A 13686-nucleotide genomic window follows, 5' to 3' on the forward strand; every position below is an offset into this window, starting at 1 on the left:
ATTACATTAAGGTTTTCTAAGTTTATCTTTAGTTTCAAGCATTATATTCGTTTTTTTTCTTTAATGTGCTATCATAAATTTACATATTTTGATATTCAATTTAAATCTACTTAGAGGAGCATTCTTAATGACCAGAGCATCGCGCCATAAATCACATAGTAAAACCATTATTTTCGTCATCCTAGGTCTAATCGTCGCGATTTCTGCGGGCTATTTTATTCGTGGAAATCATTACGCCGAACGTTTTTTGCCCAACACAACAATTAATGATGTGGACATCAGCAATTTAACGGTTACTGCAGCAAACAAGAAGCTGAAGGGAAATGCCGACGAGCAGGAGTTTTCGATTACAGACGATGGTCAGGTTTGGAAAAGTCTCAAAAAGACCCAATTAGGTTTAAAAACGGATTATACTTCTGAGCTGAATAAAGTTCTTTCTTCTCAAAACCAATGGACTTGGGGTGTTGCCTATGTCTTTGCCGCTGAGAAAGATTCCCTAGACGGCGTTGCCGTAGATGAAGACAAATTAAATCAAGAAATCAGTACATTGGAAACCGAATTGACCGCATTGAATAAAGAGCGGACAGCTACTCAAGATGCCAAGCTGGATAAAGAGGCCACCGGCTTTAAGATTACTGCCGAAGTTCAAGGAAATAGCCTAGATACGAAAAAAATCGTTGCTGATTTAAAAAAAGCCGTCAGCTCTTCCGAAGATTCGTTGGAATTAGCGGACTATGTAGAAAAACCAGCCGTTACTTCAACGGATGAGTCCTTGACTAAACAACTGGATGCTCTCAATAAAATCGCAACAATCAACGCAACCTACTCTATTAATGGTGAAACGTTCCAAATTCCTACTGAAACGATTATGGACTGGTTGACCTACAAAGATGAAAAGGCTGCTGTTGATAAAGAAAAAATTCGTAGCTATGTTGCAGATCTCGGAGAGCAATACAACACCAGCACCAATGATTCCACCTTCAACAGTACCAAACGCGGAGAAGTTTCCGTCCCTGCCGGTACTTGGAGCTGGACGATCCAAACAGATGCTGAAACGGATGCCCTAGCAGAAGCAATGTTAGCTGGTGAAGATTTCACTCGTTCACCGATTGTCCAAGGAAGCACTACTGCAGATCAAGCATTGATTGGTGATACTTATATCGAAGTCGATTTAGAAAACCAACACATGTGGTATTACAAAGACGGTGCGGTTGCGTTAGAAACTGACGTCATCACCGGAAAACCAAAGACACCAACTCCCGCTGGCGTGTTCTATGTTTGGAACAAAGAACGCAATGCCACCTTAAAAGGGCAAAACGACGATGGATCCGATTATGCAAGTCCCGTTGACTACTGGTTGCCTATTGATTGGACCGGTGTGGGTATTCATGATTCTGATTGGCAAACTTCTTACGGTGGTGACTTGTGGAAAACCCGTGGTTCTCACGGCTGTGTCAACACACCACCAAGTGTAATGAAAGAATTGTACGGTTTAGTTTCAGAAGGAACTCCAGTTATCGTCTTTTAGTTTACTAAAAATGGTTCTCGCAAAATTGCGAGAACCATTTTTTTATTCTTCAACAGAAGTAAATACTTCCGATACATCATCGTCATCTTCCAGCTTGTCGATTAACTGATCTAACTGTGCTTTTTGATCTTCGGCTAAAACAATCGTTGTTTGTGGAATCATGGTTAATTCGGCTTGTGCCAACTTAAAGCCGTCTTTTTCTAATTGATCACGGACTGTAACAAAATCTTCCGGTGCAGTATAAATTTCAAAAACTTCCGGCGAAGTAATCAAGTCTTCTGCTCCAGCTTCCAACACGTCTTCAAACATCGTGTCTTCATCGACTGTCAACCCTTCCCGTTCAATGGCAATATACCCTTTGCGATCAAACAGATAGCTGACAGAACCTGTTTCACCTAGGCTCCCCCCGTTTCGAGTAAAGGCGACACGAACATTGGTGGCTGTCCGATTGCGGTTGTCCGTCAACGTGTGCACAAGAATCGCCACGCCACCGGGTCCATAACCTTCATAGCTTACTTCATCATAATTTGCACTTTCTGCTGCACTGGTGGCTTTTTTGATAGCACGATCTACGTTATCGTTGGGCATATTGGCTGCCTTCGCCTTATCCACTACCAGACGCAAAGCAGGATTCATCGTCGGGTCAGGACCACCTGATTTGGCTGCCATATAGATTTCACGGGAAAGTTTTTGAAATATTTTTCCCCGTTTTGCATCCTGTGCATTTTTTCTGCCTTGAATGTTGTTCCATTTTGAGTGTCCTGACATAAAATTTCCTCCTTCATGCGCCTGCTTCGAAAAAGCGGGACTGACTACTTCTCTATTGTATAACTTTATTGAAAATTTTCAAATTTCCCCTACAACTCGTGATTTATCGTTTTTTTCGCCAGTTCATGACCAGCAACACCAGTAGAACACCTGTCAACGCACCGGCAGAATCCAAGAGGATATCTTGAAACAACGGGGTACGTCCCCCAGTCAGCATTTGATGGTATTCATCCAAGCCGGCATAACCCGTTGCCGCTAACCAGGCAAAAAAAGCACTCCACCAAATAGATTTCATTTTATAAAACAAGGCCAGACAAAAACTGCCCGCCATCACAAAATACGTCAGAAAATGCGCCCCTTTGCGGATAAAAAACTCTACAAAAGAAAAGTATCCTTCCGATTGAATACTGACTTCGCTGCCGGCATACATAAACTGAATCCCAGATAGCTGTTCCTTGAATGGTTCATTTTTCAATACTTTTGACAGCATACCAATCTGCGACTGCTGTTGGTAAGTTTGGGACGAACTGTAAAAAAGAATCGCAATCACCACTAAACCAATCACTAAATAAAAATTAGGATTTTTCCAAATACGCATGAATTCCCTTCCCTTCGTGCCTACTATCTTACCATGTTTCTCTCCTTTTGAAAAAGGACAATCTATTTTCACTTGTGCTATACTAAAGAAGATATTTAATCGAAAGGGGTCTTTTTTTATGAAGTATGCAATCAATTGGGATCTTGATACGATTTTCCCTGGCGGAAGCGCATCTCCTGAATTGCAACAACGTTTAACAAAATTATCCGAGGAGTTAACAAGCTATGGGGATGCTGTACAGCAATTTGATGCGACAGCAGACCAGCTAGCAACAATCATGCAACAGCAAGAAGTCATCACCAACGGCTTCTCTCAATGCGGCTCATTTATCAACGCCCTGCTTTCTGCGGATGTAAATGATGCAAAAGCGAAAATTCTAAGCGGACAGCTTTCTGATTTGCGTCCTCGTTTCCAATTAACAGCAACAATTTTAGCGAAAAAATTGACAGAACTTTCTGATGAAAGCTTTCAAACATTGCTTACTTCAGAAGCCTTGCAACCCATCGCTTTTCGTTTGAAGGAAACTCGTCGTGAAGGACAGGAACAACTTTCAGAAGCAGAGGAAAACATCATCAACACACTTTCTCTTGATGGTTTGGAAGCTTGGAGCCAACATTACGACACCCTTGTCGCAACCATTGAGATTCCTTTCACCCAAGCAGATGGAACCACAGTAAACCTATCAGCAGGACAAGCTTTCAATAAAATGATGGGCGATCCTGATGCGGCTGTTCGTCAGCAATTATTTGACACTTGGGAAAAAATTTGGGGAGAAAAAGCAGATCTTTTCAGCGATACATTGAACCACTTAGACGGGTTCCGTCTTTCCACCTATAAACTTCACGGTGTGGATGATTATTTGAAACAACCGTTGGAATACAATCGCTTGAAAAAAGAAACCCTTGATGTCATGTGGGATACTGTTCAAAAAAACAAACAACCGATCATTGATTACCTAACTCGTAAAGCACAGCTATTCGGGAAAGAAAAAATGGCATGGCAAGACCAAGATGCCCCAATCATTTTAGGAAACATGGAAGAACGAACCTTCAGCTTTGATGAAGCCGCAGCTTTTATCATTGAGAATTTCTATAAATTCAGTCCTAAAATGTCTAGCTTCGCCAAAAAAGCCTTTGAAAAAAGCTGGATTGAAGCCGAAGATCGTCCTGGCAAACGTCCTGGCGGTTACTGCACGGAATTACCAGAAACCCAAGAATCTCGAATCTTTATGACGTACAGCAACTCTGTCAATGAAGTCGCAACCTTGGCACATGAACTAGGTCATGCGTTTCACAGCAGCGTAATGTGGGATCTGCCTGCATTAAACCGTGACTATGCCATGAACGTTGCCGAAACAGCCAGCACTTTCGCAGAATTGATCGTGGCTGATGCAACCTTGAAGGAAGCCAAAACCAAAGAAGAAAAGATTAATTTATTGGATACAAAAATGCAAAACGCAATTGCGATGTTTATGAATATCCATGCCCGTTATATTTTTGAAAATCATTTTTACCAAGCACGACAAAAAGGATTGGTTTCTACCGATGAAATCACTGAGATGATGGTTAATGCCCAAAAAGAAAGCTACCAAAACGGTCTAGCCAATTACCATCCTCATTTCTGGGCAGCAAAATTGCACTTCTTTATCGATGATGTGCCGTTTTACAACTTCCCATACACCTTTGGTTATCTATTCAGCATGGGAATCTATGCGTATGCTACCAAGCAAGGCACCAGCTTTGAAGATGCCTATATCGCTTTATTGCGAGACACTGCATCAATGACTACCGAAGAACTTGCTGAAAAACATCTACAAGTCGATTTGACAAAACCAGACTTCTGGCAAGCAGGAATCGACATGGTCTTAAAAGACGTAGCAACCTTCATGGAACTGACAGAAGACTATGTAAAATAGTAGCACCTAAAAAACGGACCTCAATTTCTGAGATCCGTTTTTTTTGCATATCAAAAAAAGTCGGCGAGATTCGCCGACTTTGCAATTGATTTCAATGATTAACGATGAATATAAGTGTAACCTGATGCACTCAAGGTTTGGATGTTTGGTCCACCTGGTGTACTAAAGCCCATTCCGCCTTGTGAAATTGTAATTGTATTATTTGAAGCATTGTAAGACTCTACGTAAGCAACATGTCCGTAAGTACCGTCGGCTGTCCAGTCGCCAATTTGTTGACCAGCACCAAAGACAACAATTGTACCAGCTGCCGGTGTTGAGTTAACCGTGTAGCCATCTGCTGCGGCAGATCCACCCCATTGTGCGCCATTTCCCCAGTAAGTTCCAGCCCAAGGAGCACGATCTTTTACATACCAGGTACATTGACCGTAAGAATACATATTTCCTGATGAGCTATGGTCAACGCCATTGCCGCCACCAGGATTTGTATTCCCGGTGCTTCCGCTATTACCACTTTCACTAGTTGCTTCTTCTGATGATGTATCAGCAGAATCATTGGATGGTGTTGTTGTTTTAGCAGGTGTGTTTGTTGAAACTTCGGCTGCTGCCGCTTCTTGTGCTGCTTTTTCATTCGCTTGACTTTTCGCTTCGGCTGCTGCACGTTCTTCGGCTGCGCGTTTTTGTTCTTCAGCAACGCGTTTTTGTTCTGCTTCTGCTTCTGCTTTTTGTTTCTTCAAGTCTGCTTTGTCATTTTCAGCCGTTGCTTGTTCTGCGGCTAAATCAGCTTTTAAGACATTCAAGTTTGCTTGTTTAGAAGCAATACTATCTTTTTGGTCTTGTAATTGACTTTGATTTTCTGCAATTTCAGCAATCTTTGCTTCATTTTCTTTGATGTTTTTTTCAACTTCTTCTTGATCTTGTTTTTGTTGTTCTACTAGATCATTATTGGCATTAACGATCGTTGTCATTGCTTGCACCCGACCGATAGCATCTGTTAATGAATCAGCATCTAATACTGCATCGATGAAGTTCGTGCTTTGTCCGTTGACTTGAACGTCACGAGCTTGTTTTTTGATTGCTTCTTCACGTTTTGCAATCCGAACTTTTAATTTTGCAATCGTATCTTGTAATTTTACAGTATCATTGCTTAATTTTTCTTGTTTTGCTTCTAAGTCATTGACCTTAGCAGTGACATCCGCAATTTCTGCTTCTAATGCATCGATTTGCGCTTGAGCATCTGCTTGTTGTCCTTTTAAGTCATTGATTTTTTGATCTTGTTGTTCGATTTTTTGATCGAAACTATCTGCCGCGGCTACACTTGGAGCGGCTACTGCTGTGAGCGTCAATGAACATACCATTAATGCTGATAACAAACTTTTCTTCACTCTATTTTTCCCCCGACTGGCTTCATTTTCTATCTGAATTTGACCTTAAAATTATATAAGATTCTTTAAATTCTGTTTTACGATAAATGAATTGTAACATAGCCATATGTCAGCCATATAAAAGTAATGTTACAAAAAAATTTCAATTTCCGTTCTAAATAACAATTATTCTAAAGAAAAAGGAATTGAAAACAAAAAAAGAGTCGATTTAGATATCTGATTCAGCAAACTAAAACGATCACTTTTTAGCCGCTAAATATAGAGATTGACTGCCCATTTCCTCGAAAATGAATTCAAAATCTTCTCGAGAAATTTCTCTATCTTTGTAGCCATACGGATCATTCACAAAAATTGAGTCCTCATTGTATCCTGTAATCACGCTAGCATGATTGATTGGCGATACTTTAACCTGACCACTCGTTGTATCCCAATACCTAAAATCAGCTTCTGTTGGTCGTACAAAGTCAAGAGTGACCTTTACCCAGATTGGAGTCCCATTTTTAAGTAAATCTAATAAGCTGTCTAGTGATGTTTCTCGGCTCATTACTACTGAAAATTGTTCGTTGACCATTTTTTCAGCAACATCGGCAATCGGTTCTACATCCGCCCCCATAGCGTTGTCTCCTCCCCAAATATCGCCTACAAATCCCTCTTTAGGACTACCTTTTAGTCCATTATCCAGCGTGACCGGTACGTAAGAAAGCAGATCAGCAAGTTGATTTTTATCTGTTTCATAATCGTAATAATTCAGTAACATAGAAAGAGCCGTCACTTCGCAGCCATTTCCTAATTCCGGTGAAGCAAATTGTTTCTCTAAAGGAACGTCAAGCTGAATAGCATCGGTTCTCTTTATATGAGTGCTTTTTTCTTCACTCTTTGTTTCTGCCTTGGCCCCCTTACTATCCGGATACAACAATCCAAAATAGATACCCATCATTATGCTGATATTGGTAATGACAATAATTGATAATTTTTTCTTTGTTTTTCTATTCAGTTTTTTCATTTAAAAGACTCCCGAAGATTTACATAATGTACAAATTTTGAAAATCTGTTTCTGGCAAAACAAGTTTCTATTCACGAAGAGCCCCGTTTTCACTTGTAATAACTCAAAAAGGAACCAGCGAGGTACTCGCTAGTTCCACGTTTTAATTTTTTTAAATTACATACGAACAGCGAAACTTGGTCCAAAATAAGGACTGATAGTTGCAGTTGTCACAGTTTTACCTGGTTGTGGCGCATGAATGTAAGAATTTCCACCTAATGAAATAGCTACGTGATAGGTGCTACCGTGAGAACCCCAGAATAGTAAATCTCCTGGTTGTGCTTGACTAACAGAAATCGTTGTTCCTGCAGATTCTTGCGCCACTGTCCATCCACCGATATCTCTGCCTAACGCTTCTTTATATACATAAGAAGTAAATCCTGAACAATCGAAACCAGATGGCGTTTTACCGCCCCATACATAAGGAACACCAATATATTTCATTGCAGTTGCAATCACTCCACCACCTGTTGGTGCAGGTGCTTCTGTAACAGGTTTTTCAGTTGAATTATCAACTGCTGGTGCACTTGGAGTCGTTGGCGTTGTTGTACCACTCGTCCCACCATCGTTACTTGGTTGCGTTGTTTCTTGTGAAGCGGAACTGGATGAACCTTGTGTTGACGATTGACTTGGTGTTTCAGATGCTTCCGTTTGCGTTGTTTCTGCCACTTCTGCCTCTTGTTCACTTTCAGCTTGCGCTGTTTCGCGAGCTTCTGCTACCCGTTGTTCTTCTTCTTGAATGCGGGCTTGTTCTGCTTCCGCTTCTTCTTTTTGTTTATTCAAATCTGATTTGTCGCTTTCAGCCGTCGCTTGATCAACTGCCAAACTTGCTTTCATCACATTCAAATCAGCTTGTTTTGCTTGCAAATCACCTTTTTGGCTTTCCAATTCTGATTGATTCACAGCAATTTCTTCTGATTTCTTTTTGTTTTCAGCTTGTTTTGCTTTTACTGCATCTTGGTCTTCTTTTTGTTGTTGAACTAACTCATTGTTGGCATTGACGATTGTTGTCATTGCTTGTACCCGACCAATTGCATCCGTTAATGAATCTGCATCTAAAACTGCATCAATGAAGTTCGTACTTTGTCCATTAACTTGAACGTCACGGGCTTGTTTTTGAATAGCTTCTTCCCGTTTTTCGATACGTACTTGCAGTTCTTCGATATCTTTTTGTAATTGTTCTGTTTCTTTACGTAAATCAGCTTGTTTTGACAATAAGCTTTCCGCTTTTGTATCAATGGAAGCAACTTGTTCTTCCAATGCATTGATTTGCGCTTGTGCATCGGCTTGTTGCCCTTTTAATTCACTGATTTTTTTATCTTGCTGTTCAATTTTTTGATCAATAGTATCTGCCGCGGCTACACTGGGAGCTGCAACTGCTGTAAGTGTTAGTGAGCATACCAATAATGCTGATAACAAACTTTTCTTCACTCTTCATTCCTCCGACTGGCTTCTTGATTAATAAAACCTTAATTTACTATAAGAATTTCTAAACTCTTATTTCACGATAAGAGAATTGTACCATAGACAGATGTCAGTCAGATAAAAGAAATGTTACAAAAGTATTTCATTTTACCGCTTTCAATTTTATAACAAGAAAAAACCTCCAAAAAATCATTCGACTGCGAACAATTTTTTGAAGGGATAGATACAAAGAACAAATAAAATCATATTTATTAATAGTGTTGGTCCCAAGAAACGGGTAACGAAGAACATACCGTTGACACTGGTCAGCTTAAACAATAACTGGATACCCAGTGTTGCCAGCTCATAGCCGGTGACAAAAATAATCAATCCGAAAAACATCGTGAACAGATTTCGATACAAGGTTTTCGCCATCGTAAACATTAGCCAAACAAGTATTGGTAATGCCACTGCATAGATACCTAAGACACCGATGTAATAAAAATCATACAAAATTCCCAGAATCAGCGCAGTGATCAACATGAACCGTTTAGAAAGAACCCGACAGCCGCACATCAGAGCTAAAATTAAAAAATGAAATTTCGCCATGTAGACATCCTTCGTCCAGATTTCCAGTAGACGAGTCGCTTGACCATCAAGCAGCATCATAAAAAAGAAAAAAGGTACTGCATAATATTTAACGTATTCTTTTCGCATCCCTTATCCTTCCTTTACCATCCGTTGAACGATCGTCACAACCGACAAATCGTACATTTGTGCATAAGGCTTCACGTAGACCTGTGTATCCAAACCAAAGCTGTCAGCTTTCATTTCGATCACTGTTCCGATCGGCAAATCTGCCGGAGAGTTGCCTCCTAATCCGGATGTTTGTACCACATCGCCGGCTTTCAATTTGTTTTCACCGGTCAATTGGTCGACAACCAAGGCATTGGCTTTTTCATCATATTCACTCAGTAAACCAAATGCTTCTCCGCTTTCGCTGGAAATTCGCACAGGAAAATGGTTGGAATTTTGATTTTCTGATGTCAGTAATTCGATTTTAGACGATGCCAGATTGACTTCAATCACTCGACCAATCAGACCCTTTTGCGACAATACCGCCATATTGACCTCAATGCCGTCTTTTGATCCTTTATCTACTACCAACATGTCCTGCCATGAATTTGGTGAACGGGTGATAACATTGGCAGTCACTTTTTCATAATTTGTTAAAGTTTGGTTGAGTTCCAATTCTTCCTTTAAAGATTTGATTTCACGTTCATAGTTTTTATTTTTTTGTGCTACTTCATCGTAGCTGTCGATTTTTTCCTTCAATCGTTCATTTTCACTATACGTTGTAAAAAGATTGTGGACCGAATTGACGCCATTTTCCACTAAACGAATCGGTGTTGAAACGACTTTATCGACAAGTCCTACGCTGTCATTAACAATGGATTGAAAAAAATTGGTTTTGGTTTCTGAGGCACGTTTGGCGGCTGTTACGCTCAAAACGGTTACCACAAAAATCACCAAAATCAACGTGATGATAATATTTTTATTGGGATTAAACTTCTTCACTTGGACACCTCAACTAATTCAGACTGATAGTATTGATTTTACCACTATTTTGGCATAAACAAAAGACAAGCACAGCGTCTTAAGCTTTTTTTTGCAAATCAACTTTCTTTCTTTTCTTTGCAAAAAAACAACCTAATTTTCTATCCTTGTCTCACATTCAATCTTTGCTTTGAATAACCGCAATAATGCCAGAATCAAAAGAAATCTGGGCACTGTCTGCTAAAAATTCATTGCTGGCAAAAGAGGTCGGAACATCGACCTGCTGATTCGTCAACGTGTATTTACTGTTGCTCAATGTTAAATTTTCCACTGGTGTCAAACAGCAATACCCCAAATAAGTCATTCCCGGAACCCGAGTAATCTCATAGCTGCCGGCAGTCAAATATGTCAACTGATTTTGCCGATCGGCCATCGTTAACTGATGCAAAAATGGGGCGAAGCGTGCTTCCACTCCCAACCAAATATTTGCCAGCAAATGATCCAATCGGCCACCAGTTGCACCAACTAGCAGCACTTCCGCTTCTGGAAATGTTTGAAAAACTGCCGCTAATGCCAATTGGGTATCGGTATCATCCTTTTCAGCAGGGGAAGATTTAATTTCTTTGGCTTTTTGAAAAACCAGTTGTCGTTCCGACTCATTCAGGGAATCAAAATCGCCGACTGCCAAATCCAAAGGAAAATCTCTTCCTATTAAATGGTAGCCTCCCCGATCGATCCCTACATAAAAATCATACTGATCCGACAAGGATGGCCATTCTTCCGGCGGTCCTCCGGCTGCGACTAAAATCTTCATTTATGCCAATGCCTCTTTCAAGGCTTGAATTCTTTTTTCCGGCTGTTCGCTGCCATAAATATAGGATCCTGCAACAAAAACTTCTGCCCCGGCTTTTTGACATTTCACCGCTGTTTCCGGCACGATTCCGCCATCCACTTCGATTTCAAAATGATAGCCTTTTTCTTCCCGTAATTGAGCCAATTCAGCAATTTTTTCAACACATTCTTCAATAAAACTTTGTCCGCCAAAGCCCGGATTAACTGTCATAACTAACACAAGATCTGCCATGGACAAAACATGTTTGATTGCTGAAACCGGTGTTCCGGGATTGATGGTCACACCCGCTTTGACATTTTGTGCTTTAATCATTTGGACTGCCCGATGAATATGAGGTGTTGCTTCCTCATGAACCGTGATGATGTCTGCGCCGGCTTTAGCAAAAGCTTCGATATAATTTTCTGGATCAACAATCATCAAATGACAGTCTAACGGCAATTTTGTGATGGGACGAATTGCCGCCACTACATTTGGACCAATGGTAATGTTCGGTACAAACTGTCCGTCCATCACGTCCACATGGATATAGTCCGCTCCATGCTGTTCAACAAATTGGATATCCCGTTGCAAATTGGCAAAATCCGCGCTTAAAATAGATGGCGCAATTTTCATATTACTCTCTCCTTTTGCGATAAACCGGACGCCGGTTTTCGATTTCTGCTAAAAATTGTAAATAATTATCGTATCTTGTTTGGGCGATCTCTCCACTTGCGACCTGTCGCTTGACCTCGCATTGCGGTTCTTTGTCGTGCATGCACTCCCGAAACTTACAAAGGTGAGAAGCAGCAACAAATTCAGGAAATTCTTTCGGCAGTTCTGTGGACTCAATCGCTAAAAAGTCAATGGAACTAAACCCTGGTGTATCCGCGACTAAGCCATCAGCAATCGACAACAATTCTACATGCCGCGTGGTGTGCTTCCCCCGACCAAGTGAATCCGAAATTGCAGCGGTAGCCAAATCCAACTCCGGCAAAATTTTATTCAACAGGGTAGATTTCCCTGCCCCAGATTGCCCCATAAATACACTGATTCGTTCAGGAAACAAGCGGGTCAAGTCGTCAAAACCATTTTCTGAAGCAATCACCGTGTAGCCGATTTTTTCATAGCAGGCTTTGATCGTCGCCACCAGCGATTTATCCGTTAGTAAATCAATCTTACTTAAATAAATGATGGGTTCGATTGCTTCATACTCCAAAGTCACTAAAAAACGATCCAACAGATTAAAAGAAAAATTGGGTTCCACCAGACTGGCAACGATGATTCCTTGATCGACATTGGCTACCGGCGGACGGACCAGCTCGTTTTTTCGCGGCAAAATTTCCAGTAGATAGCCGTCTGTCAGGTTGCTGCTTTCAAAAATTACTTCATCTCCGACTAACGGAGTGATTTTGCGGTTACGAAAATTTCCTCTTGCCCGAGTCTGATACACCTGACCCTCAGCTGCGACGTAATAAAAGCCGCTCAACGCTTTTCGAATTTGCCCTCTCACGAGATTCCCCCTTGCTTTGTTCATTACCTATTTCCTGATAATCATCCGTTGCTTTCGATTCTCTTCATGGTTCATTCTAACATAGATTAGGGGAATGATTAACTGGGGATTCCATTTCCTATATTATTCAATCGACATTAGTAAAAAAATCATATTCCCCTATCTATAAGCAATATCTCAATTTTCTTGAATTCGACTCATTAACATAAAATGCTTCAATTAAATAATTCTGTTGAACTTGCTGTGTAGTGAGCTGATTCTCTTTTGCTATCTGCTTGATTTTTGATTTAAAACTCATTGCATTCTTGAACCTCACAATAACACTCCCATATAATTTCTAACTTTTTCTTCTACTCCAAACATCCGAGCGTATCGGAACAACTTATTTACATCTTTTTCTTTGTCTGTAGCATAGCGCTTAAATGCAGGTATAACTTGCTCGAAATCTGCATCATACTTAGGTTTTAATAATTCTGCCAACACCCGTTCGATTTCATAGACCTTTACCAAGGTACCTCCAGGGCGTTTCGCTTCAATGATTCCCATCTCATACTGTTCATTTTTGCTGATGGTTACTGGTCGGATATTATCAGCCTTCATCCTTGTGGTTGAGGTACCTTGCTTAAAGGTCATTACAATCTGTATAGGCACTCGATCTGAATACCCTAACAAATAAAGAGCCGTTTCATGCGAAAAAATCCCCTTTGGATATCTTTGTTGCAACAGAAAAAAATCATCTGCATAGCCATTTTTGGTAACATAAATACCTCGTTGAACTGGAAATAATTTTTCTAGCCTCTCTAAATCTTGTAATACCCATCTGCCTACGCCAAGTTTCTTTAATTCTTTAGTAGTAATAATTCCATCATTTTGATTGGCAAATCTTAAAACTTTTTCTACTTGAGTCATAGTTATCACCTACTTCTATGCTAATATCTTGTGTTTATTATAGCATATTAGCAGGTTTCACTCTACTTACTTTTTCCCGGGAATTTTTTTCAAGCAGCACAAAAAAACGCCCCTAGAAAGGAGCGTGGTGGATAGCGCAGCAAGAAAGAACCTGATTCGTTAAAAGTGAAATGTCGAGATTTTCTGCGTTCTACACTATCAAGGAGCGGAAAGCCGTTTCGAATAATTGGCAAATAAACGG

At 40.5% G+C, this 13686-nt stretch carries 13 protein-coding genes; 2 read left to right on the forward strand and 11 right to left on the reverse strand.

Annotated elements, in window-relative coordinates; translation table 11 throughout:
• The first annotated feature begins 127 nt into the window (after positions 1 to 127).
• Entirely contained in the window at positions 128 to 1528 is a 1401-nt protein-coding gene (locus BAU16_RS01830; RefSeq protein ID WP_161526304.1) for a L,D-transpeptidase family protein, read from the forward strand.
• Positions 1529 to 1570: 42 nt separating this feature from the next.
• Here BAU16_RS01830 and BAU16_RS01835 read toward each other — a convergent pair whose 3' ends face one another.
• Positions 1571 to 2296 carry a YebC/PmpR family DNA-binding transcriptional regulator gene (locus tag BAU16_RS01835; RefSeq protein WP_048603372.1) on the reverse strand — a complete coding sequence of 242 codons (726 nt, stop codon included), beginning with the start codon at positions 2294 to 2296 and terminating at the stop codon, positions 1571 to 1573.
• A gap of 103 nt (positions 2297 to 2399) precedes the next feature.
• On the reverse strand, positions 2400 to 2894 hold the full coding sequence (locus BAU16_RS01840) for a VanZ family protein (protein ID WP_161526305.1): 495 nt from the start codon (positions 2892 to 2894) through the stop codon (positions 2400 to 2402).
• A gap of 118 nt (positions 2895 to 3012) precedes the next feature.
• Between BAU16_RS01840 and BAU16_RS01845 the strand changes: the two genes are divergently transcribed.
• Positions 3013 to 4809, forward strand: a complete 1797-nt coding sequence (locus tag BAU16_RS01845) for a M3 family oligoendopeptidase (protein ID WP_161526306.1) — start codon at positions 3013 to 3015, stop codon at positions 4807 to 4809.
• Between the two features lie 98 nt (positions 4810 to 4907).
• On the opposite strand, the gene BAU16_RS01850 is transcribed toward BAU16_RS01845, so the two are convergent.
• From BAU16_RS01850 to BAU16_RS01890, 9 genes are all read right to left on the reverse strand, one after another.
• Positions 4908 to 6191, reverse strand: coding sequence for a CHAP domain-containing protein (locus BAU16_RS01850; RefSeq protein WP_161526307.1), 1284 nt, complete (start codon positions 6189 to 6191; stop codon positions 4908 to 4910).
• A gap of 238 nt (positions 6192 to 6429) precedes the next feature.
• The gene (locus tag BAU16_RS01855; protein WP_161526308.1) at positions 6430 to 7194 is read right to left on the reverse strand and encodes a C39 family peptidase; all 765 of its coding nucleotides are present in this window, start codon (positions 7192 to 7194) and stop codon (positions 6430 to 6432) included.
• Between the two features lie 156 nt (positions 7195 to 7350).
• Positions 7351 to 8664 (reverse strand): C40 family peptidase, encoded by a 1314-nt coding sequence (locus BAU16_RS01860; RefSeq protein ID WP_161526309.1) that lies wholly within the window; start codon positions 8662 to 8664, stop codon positions 7351 to 7353.
• Positions 8665 to 8847: 183 nt separating this feature from the next.
• The gene (gene mreD, locus BAU16_RS01865) at positions 8848 to 9354 is read right to left on the reverse strand and encodes a rod shape-determining protein MreD (protein WP_048603366.1); all 507 of its coding nucleotides are present in this window, start codon (positions 9352 to 9354) and stop codon (positions 8848 to 8850) included.
• 3 nt (positions 9355 to 9357) lie between these two features.
• Positions 9358 to 10215, reverse strand: a complete 858-nt coding sequence (gene mreC / locus BAU16_RS01870; protein WP_048603365.1) for a rod shape-determining protein MreC — start codon at positions 10213 to 10215, stop codon at positions 9358 to 9360.
• A 157-nt stretch (positions 10216 to 10372) separates the two neighbouring features.
• Complete coding sequence (locus BAU16_RS01875) at positions 10373 to 11008, reverse strand: thiamine diphosphokinase (protein WP_161526310.1); 636 nt, start codon at positions 11006 to 11008, stop codon at positions 10373 to 10375.
• Positions 11009 to 11659 carry a ribulose-phosphate 3-epimerase gene (gene rpe / locus BAU16_RS01880; RefSeq protein WP_161526311.1) on the reverse strand — a complete coding sequence of 217 codons (651 nt, stop codon included), beginning with the start codon at positions 11657 to 11659 and terminating at the stop codon, positions 11009 to 11011.
• Between the two features lies 1 nt (position 11660).
• Positions 11661 to 12560, reverse strand: coding sequence for a ribosome small subunit-dependent GTPase A (gene rsgA / locus BAU16_RS01885; RefSeq protein ID WP_137604889.1), 900 nt, complete (start codon positions 12558 to 12560; stop codon positions 11661 to 11663).
• A gap of 288 nt (positions 12561 to 12848) precedes the next feature.
• Complete coding sequence (locus BAU16_RS01890; protein ID WP_161526312.1) at positions 12849 to 13445, reverse strand: type IV toxin-antitoxin system AbiEi family antitoxin domain-containing protein; 597 nt, start codon at positions 13443 to 13445, stop codon at positions 12849 to 12851.
• Positions 13446 to 13686 lie beyond the last annotated feature (241 nt).

Origin of the sequence: Enterococcus sp. JM9B, assembly GCF_009933265.1 — a bacterium.
GTDB classification, from domain to species: domain Bacteria; phylum Bacillota; class Bacilli; order Lactobacillales; family Enterococcaceae; genus Enterococcus_C; species Enterococcus_C songbeiensis.